At 63.1% G+C, this 26,213-nt stretch carries 21 protein-coding genes; 11 read left to right on the top strand and 10 right to left on the bottom strand.

From position 1 onward, the window contains the following. Window positions 1-32 precede the first annotated feature (32 nt). From GHK62_RS18445 to GHK62_RS18420, 6 genes are all read left to right on the top strand, one after another. Complete coding sequence (locus GHK62_RS18445; protein ID WP_153440585.1) at window positions 33-1,010, top strand: ABC transporter permease; 978 nt, start codon at window positions 33-35, stop codon at window positions 1,008-1,010. Between the two features lie 14 nt (window positions 1,011-1,024). Then, window positions 1,025-2,047: a zinc-binding alcohol dehydrogenase family protein gene (locus tag GHK62_RS18440; RefSeq protein WP_153440636.1), complete on the top strand. Its 1,023-nt coding sequence runs from the start codon at window positions 1,025-1,027 to the stop codon at window positions 2,045-2,047. Beyond that, window positions 2,044-2,877 (top strand): amidohydrolase family protein, encoded by an 834-nt coding sequence (locus GHK62_RS18435; RefSeq protein ID WP_153440584.1) that lies wholly within the window; start codon window positions 2,044-2,046, stop codon window positions 2,875-2,877. The genes GHK62_RS18440 and GHK62_RS18435 overlap by 4 nt, the downstream gene beginning before the upstream one ends. 329 nt (window positions 2,878-3,206) lie before the next feature. Next, entirely contained in the window at window positions 3,207-4,481 is a 1,275-nt protein-coding gene (gene phaZ, locus GHK62_RS18430; protein WP_153440583.1) for a polyhydroxyalkanoate depolymerase, read from the top strand. A gap of 157 nt (window positions 4,482-4,638) precedes the next feature. Beyond that, window positions 4,639-5,064 (top strand): DUF2852 domain-containing protein, encoded by a 426-nt coding sequence (locus GHK62_RS18425; RefSeq protein WP_153440582.1) that lies wholly within the window; start codon window positions 4,639-4,641, stop codon window positions 5,062-5,064. An 89-nt stretch (window positions 5,065-5,153) separates the two neighbouring features. Continuing rightward, entirely contained in the window at window positions 5,154-5,909 is a 756-nt protein-coding gene (locus tag GHK62_RS18420) for a M48 family metallopeptidase (RefSeq protein WP_153440581.1), read from the top strand. Window positions 5,910-5,959: 50 nt separating this feature from the next. On the opposite strand, the gene GHK62_RS18415 is transcribed toward GHK62_RS18420, so the two are convergent. Beyond that, window positions 5,960-6,160: a YqaE/Pmp3 family membrane protein gene (locus tag GHK62_RS18415; RefSeq protein WP_153440580.1), complete on the bottom strand. Its 201-nt coding sequence runs from the start codon at window positions 6,158-6,160 to the stop codon at window positions 5,960-5,962. 131 nt (window positions 6,161-6,291) lie between these two features. Between GHK62_RS18415 and GHK62_RS18410 the strand changes: the two genes are divergently transcribed. The 5 genes from GHK62_RS18410 (at window position 6,292) to GHK62_RS18390 (ending at window position 11,400) form a co-directional block, all read left to right on the top strand. Further along, window positions 6,292-6,966, top strand: coding sequence for a phosphoribosylanthranilate isomerase (locus GHK62_RS18410; protein WP_153440579.1), 675 nt, complete (start codon window positions 6,292-6,294; stop codon window positions 6,964-6,966). Further along, a complete protein-coding gene (gene trpB / locus GHK62_RS18405) occupies window positions 6,963-8,183 on the top strand; it encodes a tryptophan synthase subunit beta (RefSeq protein WP_184108622.1) in 1,221 nt (406 codons plus the stop codon). Before GHK62_RS18410 ends, trpB begins: the two co-directional genes overlap by 4 nt. A 5-nt stretch (window positions 8,184-8,188) precedes the next feature. Beyond that, a complete protein-coding gene (gene trpA / locus GHK62_RS18400) occupies window positions 8,189-9,028 on the top strand; it encodes a tryptophan synthase subunit alpha (protein WP_153440578.1) in 840 nt (279 codons plus the stop codon). A gap of 50 nt (window positions 9,029-9,078) precedes the next feature. Then, window positions 9,079-9,993, top strand: a complete 915-nt coding sequence (gene accD, locus GHK62_RS18395; RefSeq protein ID WP_184108621.1) for an acetyl-CoA carboxylase, carboxyltransferase subunit beta — start codon at window positions 9,079-9,081, stop codon at window positions 9,991-9,993. A gap of 63 nt (window positions 9,994-10,056) precedes the next feature. Then, window positions 10,057-11,400, top strand: coding sequence for a bifunctional folylpolyglutamate synthase/dihydrofolate synthase (locus tag GHK62_RS18390; RefSeq protein ID WP_153440577.1), 1,344 nt, complete (start codon window positions 10,057-10,059; stop codon window positions 11,398-11,400). An 84-nt stretch (window positions 11,401-11,484) separates the two neighbouring features. Here the strand turns inward: GHK62_RS18390 and trxA are convergent, their stop codons facing one another. The 9 genes from trxA to GHK62_RS18345 form a co-directional block, all read right to left on the bottom strand. Further along, the gene (trxA, locus tag GHK62_RS18385) at window positions 11,485-11,808 is read right to left on the bottom strand and encodes a thioredoxin (protein WP_153440576.1); all 324 of its coding nucleotides are present in this window, start codon (window positions 11,806-11,808) and stop codon (window positions 11,485-11,487) included. A 160-nt stretch (window positions 11,809-11,968) separates the two neighbouring features. Next, window positions 11,969-15,535, bottom strand: a complete 3,567-nt coding sequence (addA, locus tag GHK62_RS18380; RefSeq protein ID WP_153440575.1) for a double-strand break repair helicase AddA — start codon at window positions 15,533-15,535, stop codon at window positions 11,969-11,971. After that, a complete protein-coding gene (gene addB / locus GHK62_RS18375) occupies window positions 15,525-18,701 on the bottom strand; it encodes a double-strand break repair protein AddB (RefSeq protein ID WP_153440574.1) in 3,177 nt (1,058 codons plus the stop codon). Before addB ends, addA begins: the two co-directional genes overlap by 11 nt. Window position 18,702: 1 nt before the next feature. Then, on the bottom strand, window positions 18,703-19,434 hold the full coding sequence (locus GHK62_RS18370; RefSeq protein ID WP_153440573.1) for a nucleotidyltransferase family protein: 732 nt from the start codon (window positions 19,432-19,434) through the stop codon (window positions 18,703-18,705). A 9-nt stretch (window positions 19,435-19,443) separates the two neighbouring features. Beyond that, entirely contained in the window at window positions 19,444-20,952 is a 1,509-nt protein-coding gene (gene tsaE, locus GHK62_RS18365) for a tRNA (adenosine(37)-N6)-threonylcarbamoyltransferase complex ATPase subunit type 1 TsaE (protein WP_153440572.1), read from the bottom strand. Then, entirely contained in the window at window positions 20,952-23,435 is a 2,484-nt protein-coding gene (locus GHK62_RS18360) for a PAS domain-containing sensor histidine kinase (protein WP_153440571.1), read from the bottom strand. The genes tsaE and GHK62_RS18360 overlap by 1 nt, the downstream gene beginning before the upstream one ends. A 342-nt stretch (window positions 23,436-23,777) precedes the next feature. Further along, window positions 23,778-25,178, bottom strand: a complete 1,401-nt coding sequence (ahcY, locus tag GHK62_RS18355) for an adenosylhomocysteinase (RefSeq protein WP_153440570.1) — start codon at window positions 25,176-25,178, stop codon at window positions 23,778-23,780. A gap of 211 nt (window positions 25,179-25,389) precedes the next feature. Then, window positions 25,390-25,683, bottom strand: a complete 294-nt coding sequence (locus GHK62_RS18350; RefSeq protein WP_167528290.1) for an HPr family phosphocarrier protein — start codon at window positions 25,681-25,683, stop codon at window positions 25,390-25,392. Beyond that, entirely contained in the window at window positions 25,680-26,081 is a 402-nt protein-coding gene (locus tag GHK62_RS18345) for a PTS sugar transporter subunit IIA (RefSeq protein ID WP_153440569.1), read from the bottom strand. The genes GHK62_RS18350 and GHK62_RS18345 overlap by 4 nt, the downstream gene beginning before the upstream one ends. Window positions 26,082-26,213: the final 132 nt, after the last annotated feature.

Here is a 26,213-nt window from a genome sequence, read left to right as displayed (position 1 = left end):
ACAAGGCATAAGGGACTGCAGGGAGGAACGACATGAGTGTGGAAACGGTTGAAAGCAGCACGGGGCCGACGCCGAGGAAAGGGATCAGCATCCTGTTCGGCCTGACGCTGCTCGGGCTCCTGCTCTTCCTCTGGCTGCTCCTCGGCTTCGCGACCAACAGCTTCTGGACGCCGAACAACATCAGCAACCTCTTGCGCCAGGGCGCGATGACGGCGATCCTCGCCGTCGGCCAGACCTTCGTGATCATCACCGCGGGCATCGATCTCTCGGTTGGCGCGGTGGTCGGCTTCACCAGCGTCATCGTGGCATGGCTGCTCGCCGCCGGCGTTCCGCTATGGCTCGCCCTCATCGCGACCTTGGCGATCGGCGTCCTGATCGGCGCCTTTCACGCCTTCGGTATCGTCCGCATGGGCCTGCCGGCCTTCATCATCACGCTGGCGACGCTGACCTCACTGCGCGGCATCGGTCTGCTCATCACCAACGGTTCGACGATATCGATCAGCAACGAGGCTTTCACCAATTTCTCGCGGGCCGATTTCCTCGGTGTGCCGAGCCTGTTCTGGATGGTGATCGTCGTCGCCGTGCCGGCCTATATCTTCCTGCACTTGAGCCGTTTCGGCCGCTATCTGTTTGCCGTCGGCTCGAACGCCGAGGCGGCGCGCCTTTCCGGCGTCAACGTCAACCGGACGACCTATCTCGCCTACATCCTGTCATCGACCTGCGCCGCCTTTGTCGGCCTGCTGCTTGCCTCGCGCATCGGCATCGGCAACGCCACGCAGGCAGAAGGCTGGGAACTGCAAGCGATCGCCTCGTCGGTGATCGGCGGCACGAGCCTGTTCGGTGCCGTCGGTTCGGTCCACGGTCCGCTGCTCGGCGCCTTCATTCTGGCGACCATCAACAACGGCGCCAATCTTTTGAACGTCAATTCCTTCTGGCAACGCATCATCACCGGGCTGCTCATCATCGTCATCGTCTACTTCGACCAGCTCCGGCGGCGGGGCGAGCGATGACCGGGGTTGACGGTATGAAGGCCGTCCTCTGCCCGGAGCCGGGCCGCCTCGAGATCGTCGACCGCAGCCGGCCCGCGGCGCCGGCCGCCGGCTGGGTGCGCCTTGCCGTCAGCCATGTCGGGATCTGCGGCACCGACTATCATATCTTCGAAGGCAAGCATCCCTTCCTGGAATATCCCCGCGTGATGGGGCACGAAATCTCGGCAAAGGTGATCGAAGCGGGACCTGAAACGTCGCTCGCGCCCGGGACGCTGGTGGTGGTCAATCCCTATCTCTCCTGCGGAAGCTGTGTCGCCTGCCGAAGCGGAAAGCCGAATTGCTGCACGGCGATCCGTGTCCTCGGCGTGCACACCGACGGTGCTTTCTGCGAGGAGATCACCATGCCGGAAGGAAATCTCTATCCGGCTCAGGATCTCTCGCCCGAAGCCGCCGCTACGGTCGAGTTCCTGGCGATCGGCGCCCATGCCGTCCGCCGGTCGACGGCGGCGCCCGGTGCCCGTTCGCTGGTCATCGGTGCCGGCCCGATCGGCCTCGGGACGGCGCTTTTTTCCCGCATTGCCGGGCACGACGTGACCCTCCTCGACACGAGCGCGGAACGACTGGCCTTTGCCCGCGACAGGCTCGGCTTCCCGCACGGCGTCGTGGCCGATCGCGACACGGAACGTGCAATCGCTGAGGCGACGAATGGCGATGGCTTTGATGTCGTCTTCGACGCGACGGGCAACACAACGTCGATGGAGCGGTCGTTCGCCTACGTCGCCCATGGCGGAACGCTGGTCTTCGTCAGCGTGGTCAAGGACGATATCCGTTTCTCCGATCCGGAATTCCACAAGCGCGAGATGACGCTGGTCGCCAGCCGCAATGCGACACGGGCTGATTTCGATCATGTCATCGCGTCGATCCGTGACGGTCTGGTTCCGGTCGACGCGCTGATCACCCATCGCACGACACTCGCTGAGGCGGTGAACGACCTGCCACGCTGGGCGCACGAAAAAGGCGGCCTCGTCAAGGCCGTAATCACAGTGGGTGCCGCATGACCCTCATCGATGCTCACCAGCACTATTGGACGCTCGGCCTTGGCCATAACGACTGGCCGGAGCCGGATCTCGCGCCGATCTACCGCGATTTCGGGCCGGAGGACCTCAAGCCTAATCTGGCAGCCTCAGGAATTTCGCGGACCGTTCTCGTCCAGGCCGCTCCGAACGTGAGGGAAACCGAGTTCCTGCTTTCGGTCGCCGAGCGGGAGAAGAGTGTGGCGGCGGTGGTCGGCTGGGTCAATATATTGGCGACCGATGCCGTTTCAGAAATCAGGCGCCTGAAGACCAACCCCAAACTCAAGGGCATCCGCCCGATGCTGCAGGCCATTGCGGAAACCGCCTGGATCCTGCAGCCGCCGGCGATCGCCACGCTGCAGGCCCTGCCTGGACTCGATATGCGGTTCGACGCCCTGATCCAGCCGCGGCATCTGCCGGTCATTGCCGCCCTTGCCGATCAGGTGCCGGAGCTGGCGATCGTCGTCGACCATGGTGCCAAGCCTTTCATCGCGGCCGGAAAGCTGGAGCCGTGGCGGTCCGACATGGCCGCACTCGCCCGCCGCCCGAACGTCCACGTCAAGCTCTCCGGGCTTGTGACCGAGGCGGGCGGCGGCTGGTCGGTCGAGAGGCTCAAGCCTTACGCCGCGCATCTCCTCGATGTCTTTGGAGCAGATCGTGTGATGTTCGGCAGCGACTGGCCGGTCGTCTTGCTCGACGCCGACTATGGCGCATGGTTTGCTGCAGCACAGGAACTGACGGCGCATCTCACATCCCTGGAACGGGAGAATGTTTTCTCGCGGACGGCCGCCCGCTTTTACGGAATTTCCGGCTAAGGATTTGCCTTGCCCGGCTTACTTCACTGCCGTGCGTCCGGCCGGATGCGCCGAAAGTCGCTGTAGTACTTTGAATTGCTTCATGCTTTTGTCCTGAAATCAGGAAGCAGACAAGGATGGCATTGCGCAAGCGAACGGGCGCAGCGTTCGGAAATCCAGTAACATTTTACGGAGAGACCTTGTACCGGGGCGGAAAGGACATCATTGTTGCACCGCACAAGAAACATGGTAGTCTGCCAGCGATTGCGGACACCAAGACAAACAATCGCAAGCTTGCGTCCGACTGGGAGCGGCGTTGTCGTTGATTTGAAACAAGGGGTACGCGTCCCATGTTCTACCAGCTTTACGAATTGAACCATGCCATGATGGCGCCGTGGCGCACCGCCGCGGATGCCCTGCGGCTTGCCTTCAACAATCCGATGAATCCGGTCTCGCACACCTATTTCGGTCGTGCCACCGCTGCGGGATTGGAGGTTTTCGAGCGCGCCACACGCCGTTACGGCAAGCCGGAATTCGGCCTTGCCGAAACCATCGTCGACGGTGAGACGGTGGCCGTGCGGGAGAAGATCGTCTGGCGTGAGCCTTTCTGCAATCTCATCCACTTCGAGCGCTCCCTTCCGAAAGGAAGAGCGCCGGATCACAAGGTGCTGATGGTGGCGCCGATGTCCGGGCACTACGCGACGCTGCTGCGCGGCACCGTCGAGGCGCTGCTGCCGCATGCCGATGTCTACATCACCGATTGGATCGACGCGCGGATGGTGCCTCTCGCCGAAGGTACGTTCGATCTCGACGACTACATCGACTACGTCGTCCAGATGGTGCACTTCCTCGGCCCCGATACCCATGTGATCGGCGTCTGTCAGCCGGCGGTGCCGGTCCTGGCTGCGGTCTCGCTGATGGAAGCGGCGGAAGATCCGCTCGCACCGGCGTCGATGACGCTGATGGGCGGGCCGATCGACACGCGCATCAATCCCACGGCCGTCAATCAACTGGCGAAAGAGCGGCCGATCGAATGGTTCCGTGACAATGTCATCATGCCCGTGCCGTGGCCGCAGCCGGGTTTCATGCGCATGGTCTATCCGGGTTTCCTGCAGCTCTCCGGCTTCATGTCGATGAATCTCGATCGGCACCTGATCGCCCACAAGGAATTCTTCGCCCATCTCGTCAAGAACGACGGTGATGCGGCCGACAAACACCGCGATTTCTATGACGAATACCTGGCGGTCATGGATCTGACGGCAGAATTCTACCTGCAGACGGTGCAGGTCGTGTTCATGCAGCATGCCTTGCCGAAGGGCGAGATGATGCACCGCGGGCGGCGCGTCGACCCTTCGGCGATCCGCAAGGTGGCGCTCCTGACCGTCGAGGGCGAAAACGACGACATTTCCGGCGTCGGCCAGACGAAGGCCGCGCAGACGATCTGCACCAACATCCCGGAACACATGCGTCAGCATTACATGCAACCGGATGTCGGCCATTACGGCGTCTTCAACGGATCGCGTTTCCGCCGCGAGATCGCGCCGCGCATCGTCGCTTTCCAGCGCGAGCATGCGCGTCGCGCCTCGCCGGTCAAGCAGCTCATCAAGGGCGGAAAGTCAGCCTGACAGGAAAGGCTCGATTGAAGCGGTCGTTTTGACTGAGCAGAGTCAAGACTTTGTTCGATTCCGACATGGAAAGTCTTGCAGAGGCGGCGGGCCTTTCCCACATCGTTTTCATCGGGTCGCGATTGTCGCGGCCCGCTGATTGCGAGGAATCGTGAAGATGAACCAATCTGCATTGATCCGTCCGGACTGGACGCCCGCGACCATTGCATTGATGGTGCTCGGCTTCGTTGTGTTCTGGCCGCTTGGCCTGGCAATGCTCGCTTATATCCTCTTCGGCGAAAAGCTGAGGGCGTTCAAGAGGGACGCCAACGGCAGTGTGGATCGCATGTGCGCCGGCTTCCGGCGCAACCATCGCCAGCACTGGGCGCATCATCGCACCGGCAACGTCGCGTTTGACGACTGGCGCGAGGCGGAGCTTGCCCGCCTCGACGAAGAGCGCCGCAAACTGGACGAAATGCGCGAGGAATTCGACGCCTATGTGCGTGAACTTCGCCGCGCCAAGGATCAGGAAGAGTTCGACCGCTTCATGCGCGAGCGCAAGAACGGCGGCCCTTCGCCGTCCGCCGGTCCTGAGACGAACTGAACCGAAAGTACCTATCCGGCGTTTCATGTGAAACGCCGGATATGCATGCCTATGTCGCGAATGATCCGCGAATCGGATAGAAAGGCGCCATGTTTCCCTCTCTCAAGCGGCGCCGCCACAATGGAACCCCTGCCGATATTACGCGCGATATCGAGGTTGCCGGCAAGCTCCTGCCGCTGACCATTCGACAGAACGCCCGTGCAACACGCATGACGCTTCGTATCGAGCCGGGCGGCCGGGCGCTGAAGCTGACCGTGCCAGAAGGCCTGCCGGAGCGCGAAGTCCAGTCCTTTCTGAACCGTCATCAGGGTTGGCTGATGACCAAACTGGCGCGGTTTTCCGGTGAAAGCGAACTCGAGGAGGGCGGCTCGATCCTGATCCGCGGCGTTGCCCACCGCATCGAGCGAACGGGTCGGATCCGCGGCCTGACCGAGGCCGTAGTGCTCGGCGAGGAGAGCATCTTGCGGGTGAGCGGCGGCGAAGAACATTTGCGCCGACGGGTTGCCGACTTTTTGAAGAAGGAAGCGCGCAGCGATCTCGAACGGCTCGTGGCGGTCTATACCGGCAGGATAGGGCGCCGGGCGCGTTCCTTGAGCCTCAAGGACACGCGCAGCCGCTGGGGCTCCTGTTCCGTCGATGGCGACTTGAGCTTTTCCTGGCGGATTGCCATGGCGCCGCCAAAAGTCATCGCCTATCTCGCGGCGCACGAGGTCGCCCATCTTCAGGAGATGAACCACGGCCCGGATTTCTGGGCGCTCTGCGAAAAACTGTGCCCCGACACGCGCGACGCCAAGCACTGGCTGAAGCGCAACGGCACGATGCTGCACGCCATAGATTTTGGCTGAAGTAATTCCAGGAGAGCGGCGTCACCGTTTCCGTCTGCTGTTTCGAAGGGTCAGGCGCGATATCGGGCGTCGAGCGCTGCCTTGATCTTTTGGTCCGTCTTGTACTGGCTGAGCGCGTAGACCGACCAGATCGCCGCCGGAATCCAGCCGATCAGTGTAAGCTGCAGAATGCGGCGGATGATGCCGGCAAAGGGCCGGCCGATCGTGAAGAACTGCAGCCAGGGCAAGATAAGAGCAATCAGCAGACGCATGGTTCCTTCTCCGTTGTGGTATAATGCATATGGTGAGAAGCTGGCCGTCCCGCAACGTTGCGCCGGCCGCGGTTAAGGCGACGCAACGTTTTGGCTCGACTCGGGCGACATTTCGTGCAAGGTCGCTTCCCATGAAAACTGACGTGAAAATATGCGGGTTGAAGACCGCCGAGGCAGTGGAGCGCGCTGCCGCGCTGGGCGCCTCGCACACCGGGTTCATCTTCTTTCCGAAAAGCCCGCGCAATATCGAACCGGACGACGCCGGCCGTCTTGCCGACCGTATTCGCGGGCGGGCGAAGATCGTGGCAGTTACGGTCGATGCCGACAATGACGACCTCGACGAGATCGTTTCGGCTCTCAAGCCGGATATGCTGCAGCTTCACGGCTCGGAAAGCCCGGACCGCGTGCTGACGGTCAAGGCGGTCTACGGCCTTCCCGTCATGAAGGCCCTGTCGATCCGCGAGGCATCCGATCTCGACCGGATGGAACCCTATGTCGGCATTGCAGATCGTTTCCTGTTCGACGCCAAGCCGCCGGCGGGCTCCGACCTGCCGGGCGGCAACGGCGTTTCGTTCGACTGGCGGCTGCTCGATGCGCTTGACGGCAGCGTCGATTACATGCTTTCCGGTGGATTGAATGCAAGCAACATCGGCGAGGCCCTTGCGCTGACCGGCGCGCGGGCCATCGACACATCCTCCGGCGTCGAGAGCGCGCCGGGCATCAAGGATTTGAAGCTCATGGAAGCATTTTTCGATGCCGTTCGCCGGGCGGACGACGAGCGGGCACGAGCAGGGAGCAAGACGTGAACGAGGCGCCTAAACTGAACTCCTTCAGAGCCGGACCCGACGAGGAAGGCCGCTTCGGTATCTTTGGTGGCCGTTTCGTCGCCGAAACGCTGATGCCGCTGATCCTCGACCTTCAGGATGAATGGAACAAGGCAAAGTCGGATCCGAGCTTCAAGGCCGAACTAGAAAAGCTTGGGGCGCACTACATCGGTCGCCCGAGCCCGCTTTATTTCGCCGAGCGCCTGACGGCCGAACTCGGCGGCGCAAAAATCTATTTCAAGCGCGAGGAGCTGAACCACACGGGCTCCCACAAGATCAACAACTGCATCGGCCAGATCCTGCTCGCCAAGCGCATGGGCAAGACGCGCATCATCGCCGAGACCGGCGCGGGCCAGCACGGCGTTGCCTCCGCAACCGTCGCTGCCCGCTTCGGCCTGCCGTGCGTCGTCTATATGGGCGCGACCGACGTCGAGCGTCAGGCGCCGAACGTCTTCCGCATGAAGCTCCTCGGGGCCGAGGTGAAGCCGGTTACGGCCGGTCACGGCACGCTCAAGGATGCGATGAACGAGGCGCTGCGCGACTGGGTGACGAACGTCGACAGCACCTATTATCTGATTGGCACCGCCGCCGGCCCGCATCCCTATCCGGAAATGGTGCGCGACTTCCAGTCGGTCATCGGCCAGGAGGCCAAGGAACAGATTCTCGCGGCGGAGGGCCGGCTTCCCGATCTCGTTATCGCGGCGGTCGGTGGCGGCTCCAACGCAATCGGCATCTTCCATCCGTTCCTCGACGACGAAGGCGTCAAGATTGTCGGCGTCGAGGCGGGTGGCAAGGGCCTTGAAGGTGACGAGCATTGCGCCTCGATCACAGCCGGCTCGCCGGGCGTCTTGCACGGCAACCGCACCTATCTGCTTCAGGACGGCGACGGCCAGATCAAGGAAGGCCATTCGATCTCGGCCGGTCTCGATTATCCGGGCATCGGTCCGGAGCACGCGTGGCTGAACGACATCGGCCGCGTCGAATATGTCCCGATCATGGACCATGAGGCGCTTGAAGCCTTCCAGATCCTGACAAAGCTTGAGGGCATCATTCCGGCGCTCGAACCGTCGCATGCGCTGGCTGAGGTCATCAAGCGGGCGCCGAAGATGGGCAAGGACGAGATCATCTTGATGAATCTTTCCGGTCGCGGCGACAAGGACATTTTCACGGTCGGCAAAATTCTGGGTATGGGGCAATAACGATCATGACCGCACGCATGGAGAAAAGGTTTGCCGACGTGGCGGCGGAGGGTCGTCCGGTCCTCGTCACCTATTTCATGGGCGGCGACCCGGATTTCGATACGTCGCTGGCGATCATGAAGGCGCTGCCCAAGGCAGGGGCCGACGTGATCGAGCTTGGCATGCCATTTTCCGATCCGATGGCCGACGGGCCGGCGATCCAACTCGCGGGGCAACGCTCGCTGAAGGGCGGCCAGACGCTTGCCAAGACGCTTGAGCTTGCGCGCCTCTTCCGCGCAGAGGACCAGCACACGCCCATCGTGCTGATGGGCTATTACAATCCTATCTACATCTATGGCGTCGATCGTTTCCTGACGGACGCACTGGCTGCGGGGATCGATGGCCTGATCGTGGTCGACCTGCCGCCGGAGATGGACGACGAGCTCTGCATCCCCGCGCTGAAGAGGGATATCAACTTCATTCGCCTGGCGACGCCGACGACCGATGACCGCCGCCTGCCGAAGGTGCTCGAAAACACGTCGGGTTTCGTATATTACGTCTCGATGACCGGCATCACCGGTTCGGCTCTGCCGGATCCGTCGCTGATTGTGGGCGCCGTTCAGCGGATCAAGTCGCACACTGAGCTGCCCGTCTGTGTCGGCTTCGGCGTCAAGACGGCTGAGCACGCGCGGGCGATCGGCGCATCGGCCGATGGTGTCGTCGTCGGCACCGCGATCGTCAATCAGATCGCCTCCAGCCTTACGGAGGAGGGACGTGCCACCGAGGCGACGGTGCCGGGTGTCGAAGCGCTGGTCAAGGGCCTCTCGGCTGGTGTGCGGGCGGCAAGGCTCGCTGCAGCCGAATAATCGCCCAGATTAACGCGCACAACCCGAAGGAAATCTTCAGGAGTTTATAAGTGAACTGGATCACAAACTACGTTCGGCCGAAGATCAATTCGATGCTGGGCCGCAGGGAAGTTCCGGAAAATCTCTGGATCAAGTGCCCTGAAACGGGCGAGATGGTATTTCATCGCGATCTCGAAGAGAACAAGTGGGTCATTCCACAGTCCGGCCATCACATGAAGATGCCGGCGAAGGCTCGACTGAAGGATCTCTTCGACGGCGGGATCTATGAAGCGTTGCCGCAGCCGAAGGTGGCGCAGGACCCGCTCAAGTTCCGCGATTCGAAGAAATACACCGATCGCTTGCGCGACAGCCGCGCGAAGACCGAGCTTGAGGATACCATCGTCGCAGGTCTTGGCCTTGTTCAGGGCGTCAAGCTCGTCGCCGTCGTCCACGAGTTCAACTTCATTGGCGGATCGCTCGGCATGGCGGCCGGCGAGGCGATCGTGAAGGCGTTCGAGCGGGCCATTGCGGAAAAATGCCCACTCGTCATCTTTCCCGCCTCCGGTGGCGCCCGCATGCAGGAAGGTATCCTGTCGCTGATGCAGCTTCCGCGCACGACCGTGGCGGTGAACATGCTCAAGGAAGCAGGGCTTCCCTACATCGTAGTCCTGACCAACCCGACGACGGGTGGCGTGACAGCGTCCTACGCCATGCTCGGTGACATCCACATGGCTGAGCCGGGCGCAGAAATCGGCTTCGCCGGAAAGCGGGTGATCGAGCAGACCCTGCGCGAGAAGCTGCCGGAAGGCTTCCAGACGTCCGAATACCTGCTGGAGCACGGCATGATCGACATGGTGGTCAAGCGGCATGACCTGCCGGCGACCCTTGCACGTGTGCTGAAGATTCTAATGAAGAAACCGGTCGAAGCTGCCAAGCGCGAGGGCGGATCGCAAGCGACGGCCTTGCCGGTCGCGGCGCGGGCCTAGACGTCGCGCCTGCTCGGTTTCGGTGGACTTGGTGTGGCACCCGGATTTTTCGAGGCGATGGACATGACGGCGACACAGGTCAGCGAGGCGGCGCAGGAGATCGAGAAGCTTCTTGCCCTGCATCCCAAGGGGTACGACCTGTCGCTCGACAGGATCACCCGGCTTTTGGCGGCCCTCGGAAACCCTGAGGAGCGGCTGCCGCCCGTCATTCATGTCGCCGGCACCAACGGAAAGGGTTCTGTCACCGCCTTCTCGCGGGCTATCCTCGAGGCTGCGGGTCTCAGCGTCCACGTCCACACGTCACCGCATCTCGTGAACTGGCACGAGCGCTATCGCCTCGGCGTCAAGGGCGGCAAGGGCGCGCTGGCTGGCGATCGCGTGCTTGCCGAAGCGGTGCGGCGCGTCGCGGAAGCCAATGCCGGCCAGGAGATCACGGTCTTCGAAATCCTGACGGCCGTGACCTTCCTTCTCTTTGCCGAGCATCCTGCCGACGTTGCGATCATCGAGGTCGGTCTCGGCGGCCGGTTCGATGCGACGAACGTGATCGCGCGCCCGGCGGTGTCCGTCATCATGCCGATTTCGCTCGATCACCAGTCCTATCTCGGCGATCGCGTGGAACTGATCGCCGCCGAAAAGGCCGGGATCATGAAGCGCGGCTGCCCGGTGGTGATTGGCCATCAGGAGGAGGAGGGCGTGCGCGATGTGCTCGTGTCGACAGCCGAGCGCCTTGGTTGCCCGATGTCCGTCTATGGACAGGACTTCATGGCGCATGAGGAGTTTGGCCGGCTCGTCTTTCAGGATGAACGCGGACTGGCGGACCTGCCGCTGCCGCGGCTGCCCGGTCGACACCAATACGCCAACGCCGCCGCGGCGATCCGCGCCGTCAGGGCGGCCGGTTTCGAGGTTCCGGAGGCCGCCATCGAAAAGGGGTTGTCTGGCGTCGAATGGCCCGGGCGTCTGCAGCGCCTTGCCGGCGGCAAGCTTTCGCATCACGGTCCTCCAGGTGCCGAGATCTGGATCGACGGCGGACACAACCCGGGTGCGGGCCAGGTGATCGCCGAGGCGATGGCGAGTTTCGAGGAGCGCGAGCCGCGGCCCCTGTTCCTCATCATCGGCATGATCAACACTAAGGACCCGGTCGGCTATTTCAAGGCCTTCCTCGATCTTGCGGAACAGGTCTTCACGGTGCCGATCCACGGGTCCGATGCCGGCCTCGATCCGGTAGCCCTGGCCGAGGATGCCGCCGCCGTCGGCTTCGAGACCACCGCGACTTCATCCGTTGCGGAAGCGCTCGGGATCATTGCCGAGCTTGTCGATGAGGATCCCGTTCCGCCGCGCATCCTGATCGGCGGATCGCTTTATCTCGTCGGCGACGTGCTCGCCGAAAACGGCACGCCGCCGCGGTAGGCGGCATTTGGCGGACAACACGTTCCCGGCGGCAAGAAAAAAGCCCGGCGAGCCGGGCTTTTCGAGTTCTGGGACTTGGCCGTTTCAGGCTGCGGCAGTCGAAATCCAGGAAGTCAGCGCGGTCTTCGGAGCGGCGCCAACCTTGATGTCCGCCACTTCGCCGGCCTTGAACATTGCGAGTGTCGGGATCGAGCGCACGCCGTATTGAGCGGCAAGCTCGGGATTTTCGTCGATGTTGAGCTTGGCAACCTTGACCTTGCCGGCGAGCTCGGTGGCGATTTCCTCAAGGCTCGGCGCGATCATCTTGCACGGACCGCACCATTCCGCCCAGAAATCGACGACGACCGGCTCGGCCGAGTTCAGGACTTCCTGCTGAAAATTGGAGGTATCGACTTTCACAGTGGCCATCTGCTGCTCCTTGCTTTCGGAAATGGCGACCGTACGACCTGGGTCGTGCGGTACTTAAAAATGTTACCGCGCCTTTGCGGGTTGAACCGGGCCGGCGCGGCATGTCCAGATGTTGTGCCTCATGTGAGGCGTCGCCACCGGATTTTCAATATCGTGTATCTCACTTTGTCGCGAGCTCTTCAAGGCTCCTGTCCAGCATCGCGTCGGGAAGCACCTGGATCGTCGGTCCCTCGGTGAAGATCAGCGCGCAACGGAAGCGTCGCCCCGGATAGAGCGGCTTGAGCAGTTCCCTGTAGATGGCAAGCTGTGTGCTGTAGACAGGCGGCACCTCCGCGAGCGACTTCGGCACCTCGCGATTCGTCTTGAAGTCCGCAATCGTCACCATGTCTCCGGAAACGGATAGTCGGTCGACGCGGCCCGACACCGCGAACTCGCGCCCGCCGAGGGTGAGCGTTCCCATGACGGAGACTTCCGGCCGGCTGTGCGCGGCAAAAAGCGTCGTGAGGTCGGGGTGGTCCAGCACATCCATCACGGCATCGGCAAGAGCCCGGCGCTCCGGCTCGGACCAGCGTGGGACCGACCGCAGCAGATAGCGGTCCGCCGCCGCGCGGCGTTCAGCGGCATCGACCGACGGGAGAACCTGCAGCAGGCGATGAAGGATCGCGCCACGCAGCAGCGAGCGATTGGGCGCCGCCTTTTCCGCGAAGAGCGCCGATCCGACGATCGATTCGCTGTCCGGCTCGTCGAAGACAATGCCGGTGCCCGATGGGGTTAGCGGCCGCGGCAGCCGACGCGGCGGCGGCAACGGGGCGGAAAGCGTGGCGGGCAGGCCCGGCACCATGCGCTCTCCCTCGGCTTCATTGCCATCTGCAACAGGGGTGTCGATATGGGGATGCGTCTCGCGCCACGCGTGGCCCGTCCATTCTTCACCACCCGCGCGGAACACCATCGGCATTCCGCGTCCCTTAAGGTCCTGCGCCAACGTCCCCTGGACCATGGCGTGCCAGGTATCGGTGTTCTCCCTCTGCCCGCGATAGCCGCAAATGACGAGCCGGTCTGCGGCGCGCGTCATGCCGACATAGAGCAGACGTCGGTATTCCTCTTCCGCCAGCGCCTTCAGGCGCGCATTGTCGGCGTTGAGCAGGGAATTCGTTCCGGAGCCGGGCGCCCGCCAGACAGGCACGGTGACGGTGGAACCGTCGGGCCGTTGCTTTTCGAAAAGGCGGAGATCGGGAACATGCTGGCTGTTGAAGGCCTTGCCACCGCCGTCGACGAGGAAGACGACCGGCGCCTCCAGGCCCTTTGCCGCGTGCACGGTCATGACGCGCACTTCGTCCCGCTCCTTGTCCTGTTCGCGCTTGACCGTCGGCGCTTCGATCTCGAGCGTCGAGATGAAGGCCTGCAGCCCGGGCAAACCGGCCCTTTCGTGATCGAGTGCAAAGGTCAGGAATTCATCGAGAATGTCGCTGACTTCGCTGCCCAGCCGGGCGAGGAAAGCCGCCCTGCCGCCGAGAACGCCGAGGATGCGGGCGTAGAAGTCGTGCGGCAGCATCTGGCGGGCGAGATCGGAATATTGCGAGAGCCTGCCTGCGACCGGGCGGTATCGGCTCGTCTCGTCGACGCCGAGGCTTTGCAGGCGCTGCCAGAGGCTCTCGGTTTCCGCCCTTCCCGCCGCAAGCTCGAAAAGATCGTCCTCACCGAGATTGATGAGCGGGCTTTTCAACAGCGCGGCGAGAGAAAGGTCGTCGTCGGGCAGCAGCGCAAAGCGGCCGAGCGCCATCAGATCCTGGATCGCAATGTGGCTGGTCAATACCAGGCGGTCGGCACCCGCCACCGGTATGTTGTTTCTGCGCTTCAGGGCCCGCGTCAAAGCGTTGACGAAGGCGTCACGCTTGCGAACAAGGACGATGACGTCACCCGGCCGCATCGGTCGGCGAACGCCCTTCTCGATGACCGTCTCCTTGCCGATCCAGTCCTCGAGAACCGAGGCGATGCGTCGAGCCAGAATGTTGGCCGGCGCGCGCTCGGGCGTCGCATCGAACGCTGCTGTCCACTCCTCTTCCGCAGGCACCGGTTCGGGCGCAATCACGTCCCATATGTCGACCGCGCCGGGGTGCCCGATCCGGTTCGAGGCATGGACGATCGCCTCGTCCTTCGCGCTGAGCCCCTTGGCATTTCCCTTGTTGGCAAAGACCGTGTCGACGGCCGACAGGACGTCGATCGTCGACCGGAAGGAAAGCTGCAGGCGGATCGGGCTGAAGTATTTTCCGCCAGCGCGTACCCGCCGCTCCGTCACGATGCTCTCGCGGGAGAAGCGCTCCGGCCGCGCACCCTGGAACGAATAGATCGACTGCTTCTCGTCGCCGACTGCGAAGATCGTCCGCTCGTCGGCTCTCGCCGTCTCGCCGGCGAAGAAATCGGCGGCAAGCGCCTGGATGATCGTCCATTGCGCAGGGCTCGTGTCCTGTGCCTCGTCGACGAGAATATGGTCGATGCCCTGGTCGAGCTTGTAGTGGACCCAGGCGCCGACATCGCCGCGCGAGAGAAGCGCTGCCGTGCGGTTGATCAGATCCTCGAAGTCGAGTTGGCTGCGCGCCTTCTTGATTTCCTCGTAATCGCGGTTGAGCCTTTCAGCGAGGGTGAGAGCGGCACGTGTCGCCTCGTACATCCGGACGATGCTGAGCCGATCCACGTACGCCACGACATGATCGCGCGCCTGTTCTACCAGAGGTGCGAGCTCAGGCGCCTCGCGCCGCATCGCCGCATTGAGAAAGGTCGAGTCGGCCCTCGGCTTGCCCCCGCCGTTGAAGAAGAGCCCAAGCAGGCTTCGGTAGCGTTCCTCGGGATCGCTGAGCCTTGCGACCGCCTTCAAGCCTTCCGCAAACTCGGAAGGCTTGGCGCCGCCCTTGCGTGCTGCGAGGTCGAGATATTGCTCCAGGACCGCCCCATTCAGCCCGGCCAGTGGCCAGACCTTACCGAGCACGCTTTCGGTGGACTCGCCCGGCGCAATCGCGAGCGCTGCGCGCAGGTGCGTGTCCAGTCCGCCCCGTGCCGAGGCGCGATCGAGAAAGGCTTGGATAGGCGTACGGTTGGCGACGATCGTCGCCAGCAGCCGTTCAAGACCGGTATCGTCGGCGAGATCGAGAACCGTGGCGAAGGCGTCGGCTAGCTCTCTGTCGTCGCCCGCCGTGGCCGCCAGCAACGCGCGCCGGGCATCGGCGAGCAGGACGGCGGCGGCGCTGTCGTCGAGCACGGAAAAATGCCCGGCGACATTGGCTTCGAGCGGAAACTGATGCAGCAGCGCTTCGCAGAAGGCGTGGATCGTCTGGATCTTCAGGCCGCCGGGCGTCTCAAGGGCGGCGGCGAACAACCGCCGTGCCTCCTGGATTTTCACGGCCGAGGGCCGGACGCCTTCGATCGCTTCGATGCGTTTCTCAAGGGTGGTGTCGTCAAGCGTCGCCCATTCGGCCAGGCGCTCGAACACCCGGTTCGACATTTCCGAAGCGGCGGCCTTCGTATAGGTGAGACACAGGATCGCGGAAGGGCGGCAGCCGGCGAGCAGCAAGCGGATGACGCGCTGCGTCAGGACATGCGTCTTGCCCGATCCGGCGTTGGCGGAAACCCAGGCCGAGCGCGCCGGATCGGAAGCAAGCGATTGCCGCTCCGTCGTCCAGTCGAGCCAAGCCCTGGGGGTCGTTTCCCGAGGTCCGAAAGCGTCATCCCTCATCGGCATCATCCTCGCCTTCGGCTGTCGCCCACTCGGCGACCCGCGCCAGATGATCGTATTCGCCTCCGTAGTCGCGCTCCTTCTGAACAATCAGGCGTGATGCGAAACCGTGCCTGCCGCTCATCAGAGCCGCGAGCAGCTTTCTCAGCTCGATAAGCGCTTCTTCCGCCAGCTGGTCGGCGGATTTCGTTTCTTTTTGCCTACCGCCCTCGTTGTTGACGGGATCGACGCTGAAGCGGCTGCCGGGTTTCAGGCGGACGTAGAGAAGCGCATTCGGCTCGGCGCGTCCCGTCGCGCCGAAGGCTCCCGCCTTGAGCGCGGCGGCCTCGAGCGAAAGCTGCGGATCGAGCAGACTGCGCGCTTCCCTGGGCGAGGGGCTGGAGCCGGTCTTGTAGTCGATGATGTCGATGGTGCCGTCGGGGCGCCGATCAAGGCGATCGGCGACGCCGGTCAGCCGGATATCCGCAAGGCCGATATCCATGGATGCCGGAACCTCGGTGAAAGATTTCGTGATGCTCTTCCGGCGTTCGCGCTCCCATTTAAGGAACGCCCTTCCGACGGCGGCAAAACGCGGACGCCAGATCGTGTCGATATGCGGCGGAAGCCCTTCCTCGTCGAAAGCCTGGTTGAGTAACCTGGTCATCACCGCTTCGGCCTCGGGCGAGGCCGGATCGAAGCCCCCCCTGACGAAGCGATCGACGATTCGATGGTAGAGCGTTCCACGCTCGGCCGCCCCCGGATCACGATTGAACGGGTCGATCGGCTGCAGCCGCAGGATCCGCCGCGCGTAGACGGCATAGGGATCACGGCGGAGGCGGGTGACTTCGCTGAAGGAATATTTGCGCGGCTGCAGTTCTGCGGGCGGCTTCGGTTCCGGTCTTGTGGCGAGCGGCTGGGTTTCGCCTTCATCGAGAATGCGCGCCCAGTGCAGATAATCCGCGCCGTTGGACTTGATGAGTCGCGTCAGGCCTTCGCCGCCGAGTGCCTGCAGGCGCTGCAGCCACCTCGAAGCGACCGTTGGCGCCGAACCCTGGCGCATTGAGCGCGAAAGGATCAACCGACGCGTGCCACAGGCCATCTGGAAATCGTGGGCAAGCTGACCGATACGCCGTTCCGGCGGCTCAAGGCCGATTCCGGATTTCATCGTTCGTGACAGGAAGGGATCGTTTGACGTCTGTCCCGGCCAGGTACCCTCGTTCATGCCGCCGAGCACCACGAGATCCATGCTTTGCAGGCGCGATTCCAGCGCCCCGAAAATGAAGACGCGGGGATGCCGCATCGATCGCGGCTTGACCGCTTCGCTCGCCGCGAGCGCTTCGACGATGTCGCACCATTGCGGCCCGTCGGCGCTCATTTGACCTTCGGTCTCGATGATGCCTTTGAGAAGCGTTGCCAATGCTTCGCCGGCTTCCGTCGACCAGAGGTCGCCAAGGCTGCCACGCTCGTCGACGCAGACGGCTTCCAGTGCGCGGCCCGTTCGCTCCGCCCAGTCGGCAAGGGTGAGCACCTTGGACCGAAGCCGGCCGTCGATGCCGATCGCGGACGCGCTCGTCAAGGGTTCGGCGGCCAACGCAATGCGTTCGGCAAGCATGCGGGCGGCGGTTATGTCCTCCTCGTTGAGGCGACTCTGCCACGGAGGCGGATGACGATCCTGCTTTCGCTTTTCGAGTGCCTGCTCGACGAGGGGGACAAGCGCCGAAATGTCGGCATTGCTGGTACCGCCGCGCAGCGCCAGAAGTTCCAGCGCATCGGCGGCGCGCCGGACATCCTCGGTCGCCCCGCCGAAGCGGGCGAGCGGGTGCTTCAAGAGAGCGACCAGCGGCACGGGATCGCCCGGCCGCAACGCCGCCTCCAGCAGCAAACGGACGATGGCGCCGGCGGCTGTGGCGGAGAGCGGCGTGCCGGCGGAATCGTCGGCCTCGATGCCGAAGCGGGCAAGCTCCGCCCCGACTCGCCGCGCAAGGCCGCGGTCCGGGGTGATCAACGCCGCCTGGCTTTCATCGCTGTCGGCAAGCGCGAGCCGGAGTGCGATGGCAATGGCCGTAGCCTCCTCCCGTTCATTGGCCGTCTCGATCAGCGCGACGTCTGCGAAGGCCGAGAGAAGTTTCGCCTGATCGAAATCGTCACGCGCGCGGGTCCAGCTGTCGGTCGCCTTTGCCGGAAGCAGGGCGCGCGAGAGAACCATGCTGCGGTAGTCGAGGAAGTCGTCGGCCGGCTGGAGTGTCAGGACATCACGCCGCCCGATGCCCATGCGTTTCAGCAGGCGGTAGAAGCCGTATTGCGGGTGGCTGCGGCTTGCCGGATCTCTTGTGAAGCCAGTCGAAGCATCGCCGACGATCAGCTCCCATTCCGTATCGCTCATCGTCTGATCGAGGCCCGGCAGAACGATAGTGCCGTTCGGCAGCCTGCTCACGGCTGCAATAAGCGCGGCCGTCACGGGGATCGACCCGGTCGAGCCGGCGATGATGATCGGCCCGCTCAGCTTGCCTGCGGCGATGCGCTGTGTTTCCGCCTGCAGAACGGCGTTGCGGTGGCGCGAAGGAGAGGATTGCTTGAGCTCGTCCAGCCGCTCCGGCCAGTAGGTGCGGGCGATCTTCAGGAAGGCCAGCGTCAACTGCCACCAGAGCGCATGTTCGCCGGCGTCGAGCTCGTCGAGCGCCTCCCAGTCGAGTTCCTCGGTTTCCACGGCGTCGATCAGGTCGGCGAGATTGCGCGCGAGCCAGATGGCATCGGCGGGACTCGCCGGCGCGATCAGCGGACTTTCGCCATGGATATCGAGAACCGCCTGAGGCAGCTGGTTGCGCCAGGCGAGAATAAGCCGGCCGAGCTCGATCAGGCGCGCGGTGCCGGATAGAGGTGGGGCGAGATCGAGGATCGCTGGCACTTCGGCGTCGAAAAAGCCGCTGTCGTCGTCCGTCTCGCCGAGCGCCCGGATCGTCGGCAGGATTGCCGAGCGGCCACCAAGCAGATCGACGAACTCCGAGCGAAGCACGCGCGCCGACCGTCGCGTGGGAACGAAGATCGTCACGCCGGCAAGCATCAGCGGGTCTGCTGGATCGTACTTGAAATCCGGAACCAGCCCGCCGTCGCAGAGCTTTTGCGCCAAGGTCCTGAGGAAGGGCAGACCAGTGGGGATCGTGAAGACGTTCGAGGCGTGGCCGGGCAAGCTATCCTCCCGGCTGGAAGCGCTTTACGACCGCCTCGGCTTCACCGATCGCTTCCGGTGTGCCGACGGTCATCCAGTGGCCGTCGAGCATCAGCCCGAAGAGGCGTCCTCTGGCGATCGCGCGATCGAAATAGATGTTGAGGTTGAAGGCATCGCTCGGCGCATCGGCAAAGAGGCGCGACTCCATGGCGATCGCGCCGGCATAAACGACGGGACTGTCCATGCCGTCCTCGTAGCGCGCGAGCCTGCCGTCCTCGGCGAGCGAAAAATCCTTCTTGCCGTTGTGCCCGGTCGTATCCTCGAGGCGCACGCAGAGGAGTGCCATGTCCATCTTCTGCGGATCGAAGAAATCGGCAAGCCTTTGAAGATTGCTCGGCTTTCCCGCCTCCTCGCCGATCCAGAAGAGATCGGCATTCATGACGATCAGCGGCCCGTCGTCCAGCAGCTTCAGCCCCTTGGCAAGCCCGCCGCCGGAATTCATCAAGGCGCCGCGCTCGTCCGAAATCAGGATATGCGGCGTCTCACGGCGACGGAGATGCTCTTCCATCTGGTCGGCAAAGTGATGAACGTTCACCGCCGCCTTGGTCACGCCGGCGGCCGCCAGGATGTCCAGCACGTAGTCGATCATTGGCTTGCCGGCGATCCGGACGAGTGGCTTCGGCAGTGTATCGGTGATTGGCCGAAGGCGGGTGCCCAGTCCGGCCGCAAGCACCATGGCATTGGTGATGGGCATGATTTCCTGTCAGTTGGCTGATTCGCTAGCCAGGATTCCAGCCTTAATGCACCAATCGCGCAAGGGTGTCAGCACCTCATGGCCGAGCGCACGGTTCAGATAAGCGAAGGTGCGGGGCATGTGTTTCATATAACCCGGCTTGCCGTCACGCTGCATCAGCCGGACCCAGATGCCGGCGAGCTTGCAGTTGCGTTGCGCCGACATCAGGTGCCAATCGCGAAGAAAGCTTGTCGCGTCAAATGGACCGGAGGCCTTGCGCTCGGCGAGATAGGCATTGATCAGCCGGTCGGCAAGATCCTCGCCGATGGTCACGCGCGCATCCTGCGTGAGCGATGCGACATCATAGGCGGTCGGGCCGATCATCGCGTCCTGGAAATCGATGATGCCGACGCGGTCGAGCCCTTTACGCTCCGCGCGCCAGAGAATGTTCGGCGAGTGAAAATCGCGCAGCAGCAGGTTCTTTTCGGCCGATTCGAGAACGTCGATGAGCTGGTCCCAGATGGCGAAGTATTCTTTGCGCTCGCTGTCGGAGGCCCCTTCGCCGCGCTTCCATGGCAGGTACCAGTCGATCAGCAGGCTCGTCTCGATCTTGATCGCCGTGCGATCGAAATCGGGAACGCGGTGGATGAGGCCATCGCCAATGGCAATCTCGCGCTTCGGCGGCTCGCCATGAAGGCGGGCGAGCACGCGTACGCTTTCGAGATAGCGCTCGGCGACCGGTCTTCCCTCCGCGTCGAGAATGCCCTCGGAGCCCAGATCCTCGATCAGCAGGATGCCCTTGTCGAGGTCGCGGGCATAAATCGCCGGCGCGGCGAAGCCGCGTCCGCGCAGCAGTTCGGAGATCGCGACGAATGGAACGACGTCCTCGGCGAGATGCGCGAGCTGCTGGTAATATTTTCCGTCCTGGAGAATGGGGCCCGGCTTATGCCTCGGCGCATCCATGAGAATCTTCGCCGGCTCACCGTCAGTTTCAATCCGTTCATAGGCCCTGATCGACGCGTCACCGCTCAAATGCCGGCGCTGGGCCGTCGCGTAGCCGCTTTGCGAGAGGAAGCTGCGGATCGCCAGCGAGCGGGAGATTCGCTCGAATGAAATATCGGGCGCGGAGATCGCAAGCCGGCGTCCATCGCCCTCATGTGTGAAGGTGAGCGTGATGCGTTCGGAAGGAAGCGCTTCCTCAGCCTTCTCCGGCCATTCGACGAGACAGATTCCGTCGGAAAGGGCCTCGTCGAAGCCGAGTTCGTCGAGTTCCGAAGCGTCGGCGAGGCGATAGAGGTCAAAATGCGCGACGGGGATGCGCAGGTCGTAGTTTTGCACGAGTGTGAAGGTGGGACTCGGCACTTCGAGCGTCTCGTCGTCGGCGATCGCCCGCAGCAGGGCGCGCGCGAAGGTCGATTTTCCCGCGCCGAGATCGCCGGACAGGGCGACGCAATCGCCGGCCTTCAGCGCCAGCGCCAGGTCTTCGCCAAGCTCGATGGTGGCGGCCTCGTCCTTCAGAAACCGTTGCAGATGCTTCATTATTCGGCCGCGATGATCTTCGGCATTTCGGACGACGGAATGCGGCAGGTGACCTCGGTGCCTTCGCCTTCCTTGCTGCGGATCGAAACGGTGCCGTGGTGCAGGCTGACGAAGCTCTCCACGATCGACAGTCCGAGACCGGCGCCGCCGTGCTGGCCGTAGCTTTCGAAGCGGTTGAAGACGGTGTTCAGTACATCCTGCGGGATTCCGGGGCCGGAATCGCTGACGGAGAAGACGAAATCGCTGCCTTCACGCCGGCACTTGAGATCGATGGTGCTGCCATCGGGCGCAAAGTTGGCAGCGTTGGTGAGAAGCTTGATGAAGATCTGCTTCAGCCGCTGCTGGTCCGCGACCATGCGGCCGAGGTTGTCGGGCGCATCCACCCGCAAGGCGACGCCGCTTTCGACAAGCCTGTCGGCCATTTGATGCGCGACGTCGTCGAGGAAATCGACGAGGTTCACCTCGGACATGTCGAGCTCGACGATGCCCGCGTCGACGGTCGCCAGGTCGAGGATATCGTTGACGATCGTCAGCAGCAGCGACGAGGACGTCGCGATATGGTCGACATATTCCGCCTGGCGCTCGTTAAGCTCGCCGAAAGCGGGCGTCTTCAGGAGATCGGCGAAGCCGATGATGTTTGTGAGCGGCGAGCGCAATTCATAGGAGACGTGATGAACGAAATCGTTTTTCAGGGCGTCAGCCTTACGCAGCGCCTCGTTTTTCTCGGTCAGGGCGCGCTCGACCCTGACGCTGTCGGTGATGTTGACGAAGGTCAGCATCGTCTGGGCGTTCGGCAGCGGGATCACGGCGTAATCGAGGATCAGGCCGGTGCGCAACTCCAGAATGCCGCGGCTCGACGGCCGTTCGTCGTCGAAGCTGGTGATGATATGGGCAAACCGCTTCCAGCCATCCGGCTGGTCGTAGGATGGCAGGCACGCCTGTTCGACGGCGCGAATATGCGTACCGGGCTTGGCCTCCGCCTCGCTGATGCCCCAGATCGCCCGGAAGGCCGGGTTGGAAAGCCGGATGCGGCCATCTGGCCCGAACACCGCGACCCCTTCGGCGAGATGGTCGATCGTTTCGCCCTGGACCTGGAGCAGGGTATTGTAACGGGTTTCAAGATCGACCTTCTCGGTCAGGTTCTCGAAGACCCAGGTTGCGCCGCCCTGCGGCCGGGCGGTGGCGAAGACGCGGAGCGTCTGGCCGTTCGGCAGGTGCCAGAGGTCGGATTGCGTATCGAGCGCCTGATAGACGGACAGCGCATTGGCCTTCCATTGTTTCCAGTTGAGCTGTTCGGGAAGCTTGCCGCCGGCCCGCAGCCGGTCGAGCACCTCCCCGTTGTCGGGCTTGCGCTCGAGGAAGCCCATGTCGAGGTTCCAGAGCCGCTGGAACGCCTGGTTGTAGAACTGCAGGCGCTGATTGCCGTCGAAGATCGCTACGGGCGTGGCCAGATGGTCGAGCGTCTCCGCATGGCTCTTCAAGGTGCGGGCAAGCTCCTCGCGCACGGCCTCGGTGCCGGAGACGTCGATGGCGATGCCGGCCGAGCCGACCGGGCTGCGGGCGTCGACGACATCAAAGAAAGTGCGATTGCCCTTGACCACTGTCGAAACTTTGTCGCTGAAAGGCGTTTCAAGGGTTGAAACGGCGCGGATTTTTTCGCGCGCCGCAGTCGAAAGCAATTCGCGCCCTTCGGCGACGGCGAGGCTCGTGCTCTGTGTCTCGACTGCCTCGGCATAGGCTTCGTTGACCCATTCGAGCTTGCCGTCGGCGGTCCGTTGCCAGACAGGCAGGTCGATGGCGTCGAGCAGCGTGCGGAAGGTCGACAGCGATGCGTGCAGACGATCGCGTTCCAGTTTCAGCTCGGCAAGTTCGGCGCGGAGATTGTTGAGCGCGATGAAACGCACGAATGCCCGTCCGCCGGAAACGCGGCCCTGGGCTTCCAGCACCTCGTTGCGCTGCGTTTCGAGCACGAGGTCGAAGCTTTGCGCCTGCGCGCGCAATGTCTCGATCGCCTTCTCGAGCTGGCTGGCTGATGGCGCCTTGAGCCAGCGTCCGAAGGCGAGAAAAGTGCGGTCGTCCTGCGGAGCGCCGGTTTCGACGGGAAGCTGTCCGAGGAACTCGGGGCGTTCGGCCAGACCGTCCCAGATCACGATGCGCCGGTTCTTGTCGGCGATGAGGGCCTGGAAACGGGAAATCCGCTGGTTTGCATCGGAAAGTCCGGACCTCAGTTCGCGGTTCTCGGCCTCGATATTGCCGCGCTGGCGGATGAGCCAGATGGCAGAAATCATGGCGGCGGAAATAACGCCGATCAGCACGGAAAAGGTGACGACTTCGGAGGAGCCGAATATGGCCTTGGCCACGGGCGTCGACGCCTGGGCCGCTGCGTCGGTCGCCGCGAAGAACACGGTGCTTGCGAGCAACCGCCGCACCAGTGTAGGCGCCCCAAGGTCCCCGCCGAAAAGCGTCGATCGTTCAGTTTCCATGGCGCCGCCGTCCCCGTTTGTCCGGAAGTTGCCGCCGACCTTACGCCGCCATGCACCGAAACCCCTGAAAGGGGTTTGCGTCAGTTGCGATTGCATCCCCGGTCTGTCTCCGTCTGTTTGCCGCATGTCCGACAAGACATCCCCATCCGTGACACTCGAAGGTCCGCCCTCCAGCGCTGCGCGTCTTTTGAGACGCGCGAAGGACGCTGCAGTAGCGTCACGAATCAATGACTTAAGCATACTTGTTTGACGAATCGCCGGAAAGTGCGCGGCTCAAAAAAGAGGCCGCGATCTCCTGTCAAGATCGCGGCCACAACATCTTGTGGATTGTCCGGCTAACGATTAGTACCGGTAGTGTTCGGCCTTGAACGGACCCTGCGGCTTCACGCCGATATAGGCGGCCTGCTCTTCCGAGAGCTCGGTCAGCTTGGCACCGAGCTTTGCGAGATGCAGGCGGGCGACCTTCTCATCGAGCTGCTTCGGCAGCACGTAGACCTCGTTCTTGTAGTTACCGCCCTTGGTGAAGAGCTCGATCTGCGCCAGCACCTGGTTGGAGAAGGAGGCCGACATAACGAAAGACGGATGGCCGGTGGCGTTGCCGAGATTGAGCAGGCGGCCTTCCGAAAGCAGGATCATGCGGTTGCCCTTCGGGAACTCGATCATGTCTACCTGCGGCTTGATGTTGGTCCATTTGAGGTTGCGCAGCGCCGAAACCTGGATTTCGTTGTCGAAGTGGCCGATGTTGCCGACAATCGCCATGTCCTTCATCTCGCGCATGTGGTCCATGCGGATGACGTCCTTGTTGCCGGTCGTCGTGATGAAGATATCGGCGGTCGAAACGACGTCCTCGAGCTGGACCACTTCGTAGCCGTCCATGGCGGCCTGCAGCGCGCAGATCGGGTCGACTTCGGTGACCTTTACGCGGGCGCCCGCGCCCTTCAGCGAGGCAGCCGAGCCCTTGCCGACGTCGCCATATCCGCAAACGACGGCGACCTTGCCGGCCATCATCACGTCGGTGCCGCGGCGGATGCCGTCGACGAGCGATTCCTTGCAGCCGTACTTGTTGTCGAACTTCGACTTCGTGACGCTGTCGTTGACGTTGATCGCCGGGAAGGGAAGCAGACCCTTGGCCTGGAGCTGGTAGAGGCGGTTGACGCCGGTGGTCGTTTCTTCGGTGACGCCCTTGATGGCGTCGCGCTGCTTGGTGAACCAGCCCGGGGAGGCGGCGAGACGCTTCTTGATCTGTGCAAAGAGGATTTCCTCCTCTTCCGAACCCGGGTTCGAAAGCACGTTCTCGCCGGCTTCGGCGCGTGCGCCGAGCAGGATGTACATGGTGGCGTCCCCGCCATCGTCGAGAATCATGTTCGAGAGGCCGCCGTCGGCCCACTGGAAGATCTTGTCGGTATAGGTCCAGTATTCCTCAAGCGTTTCGCCCTTGACGGCGAAGACCGGAACACCGCTTGCTGCGATGGCGGCAGCAGCGTGATCCTGGGTCGAGAAGATGTTGCACGACGCCCAGCGAACCTCGGCACCGAGCGCAACCAGCGTCTCGATCAGCACGGCGGTCTGGATGGTCATATGCAGCGAGCCGGTGATGCGCGCGCCCTTCAGCGGCTTCGATGCACCGAATTCCTCGCGGCAGGCCATCAGGCCCGGCATTTCCGTTTCGGCGATGGCAATTTCCTTGCGACCGAAATCGGCGAGCCCGATATCGGCGACAATATAGTCCTGAGTTGCGGTCATGGAGTTCTCCAGGGCTGATCTCTTCCGGCCGCGCCGGCCCCTTGGCCTTCTGGCGGCATAACAATGCCTCCCGCGCAGGATCGCGGGGAGAGTGGCCACGGTCTATCAGGAATCGACGGGTAGGGCAACCGCGATATAAAGAAGTCTTTATATGTTTATATCGGGCGATGCGCGGGAAGTGACCCTCGGTCTGATCGCGCGACGAACCGCGTCAGATCTCTTCGCCGAACTTGTCGCGCACCAAGGCGTCGAGGGCGTTGAGCGCCTCTTCCGCCTGCACGCCGCTGGCGGTCACGAAAACGGTGCAGCCCGTGCTGGCGGCGAGCATCATCAGCCCCATGATTGACGTGCCGCCGACCGTCATGCCGTCCTTGGAGACGGTGATCTCGGCATCATAGGCTTCGACGGTCTGGACGAATTTCGCCGAAGCGCGTGCATGCAAGCCGCGTTTGTTGATGATCAGCAGCTCCCGAGTCAGCGACATGTCCGGGCGATGGTCCATCATTTTCCACTCAGCACGCGGCTGGCGACATTGATGTATTTGCGCCCCGCCTCGGAGGCCTCGACGAGGGCCTTGTCCATGTCACTCTCGCCGCGAACCCCGGCAAGTTTGATCAGCATCGGCAGATTGACCCCCGCGATCACCTCGACGCTGCCGCTGCGCATCACCGAGATGGCAAGGTTGGAAGGCGTGCCGCCGAACATGTCCGTCAGGATGATGACGCCATTGCCCTCGTCCGCGCCCGCGACCGCATCGAGGATATCCTGACGCCGCTGGTCCATGTCGTCCTCGGGCCCGATGCACACGGTCTCGATAGCTTTTTGCGGACCGACCACATGCTCCAAAGCATGCCGAAACTCTTCCGCCAGCTTGCCATGGGTGACAAGCACAAGTCCGATCATGGGTATCTTTGCTCCAACTGCATAGCAACTCGTTGATGGTCAGATATCGCAATGCAGCAATTTCGTCCACCTGTTGGGGCGGCCATCTTGGCAAGGAAAAGGGGAAGTGCAAGCCAAAAATGCCGAAAAAGC

The organism is Sinorhizobium terangae (assembly GCF_009601505.1).
Classification (GTDB): domain Bacteria; phylum Pseudomonadota; class Alphaproteobacteria; order Rhizobiales; family Rhizobiaceae; genus Sinorhizobium; species Sinorhizobium terangae.
The sequence above is the reverse complement of the archived record's forward strand: the minus strand, read 5'-3'. Positions and strand labels throughout refer to the sequence as shown.

Coding starts and splice junctions, on each gene's coding strand:
- GHK62_RS18445 (WP_153440585.1), top strand. CDS start 33: ATGAGTGTGGAAACGGTTGAAAGCAGCACGGGGCCGACGCCGAGGAAA.
- GHK62_RS18440 (WP_153440636.1), top strand. CDS start 1,025: ATGAAGGCCGTCCTCTGCCCGGAGCCGGGCCGCCTCGAGATCGTCGAC.
- GHK62_RS18435 (WP_153440584.1), top strand. CDS start 2,044: ATGACCCTCATCGATGCTCACCAGCACTATTGGACGCTCGGCCTTGGC.
- phaZ (WP_153440583.1), top strand. CDS start 3,207: ATGTTCTACCAGCTTTACGAATTGAACCATGCCATGATGGCGCCGTGG.
- GHK62_RS18425 (WP_153440582.1), top strand. CDS start 4,639: ATGAACCAATCTGCATTGATCCGTCCGGACTGGACGCCCGCGACCATT.
- GHK62_RS18420 (WP_153440581.1), top strand. CDS start 5,154: ATGTTTCCCTCTCTCAAGCGGCGCCGCCACAATGGAACCCCTGCCGAT.
- GHK62_RS18415 (WP_153440580.1), bottom strand. CDS start 6,160: ATGCGTCTGCTGATTGCTCTTATCTTGCCCTGGCTGCAGTTCTTCACG.
- GHK62_RS18410 (WP_153440579.1), top strand. CDS start 6,292: ATGAAAACTGACGTGAAAATATGCGGGTTGAAGACCGCCGAGGCAGTG.
- trpA (WP_153440578.1), top strand. CDS start 8,189: ATGACCGCACGCATGGAGAAAAGGTTTGCCGACGTGGCGGCGGAGGGT.
- GHK62_RS18390 (WP_153440577.1), top strand. CDS start 10,057: ATGACGGCGACACAGGTCAGCGAGGCGGCGCAGGAGATCGAGAAGCTT.
- trxA (WP_153440576.1), bottom strand. CDS start 11,808: ATGGCCACTGTGAAAGTCGATACCTCCAATTTTCAGCAGGAAGTCCTG.
- addA (WP_153440575.1), bottom strand. CDS start 15,535: ATGAGGGATGACGCTTTCGGACCTCGGGAAACGACCCCCAGGGCTTGG.
- GHK62_RS18370 (WP_153440573.1), bottom strand. CDS start 19,434: ATGCCCATCACCAATGCCATGGTGCTTGCGGCCGGACTGGGCACCCGC.
- tsaE (WP_153440572.1), bottom strand. CDS start 20,952: ATGAAGCATCTGCAACGGTTTCTGAAGGACGAGGCCGCCACCATCGAG.
- GHK62_RS18360 (WP_153440571.1), bottom strand. CDS start 23,435: ATGGAAACTGAACGATCGACGCTTTTCGGCGGGGACCTTGGGGCGCCT.
- ahcY (WP_153440570.1), bottom strand. CDS start 25,178: ATGACCGCAACTCAGGACTATATTGTCGCCGATATCGGGCTCGCCGAT.
- GHK62_RS18350 (WP_167528290.1), bottom strand. CDS start 25,683: ATGATGGACCATCGCCCGGACATGTCGCTGACTCGGGAGCTGCTGATC.
- GHK62_RS18345 (WP_153440569.1), bottom strand. CDS start 26,081: ATGATCGGACTTGTGCTTGTCACCCATGGCAAGCTGGCGGAAGAGTTT.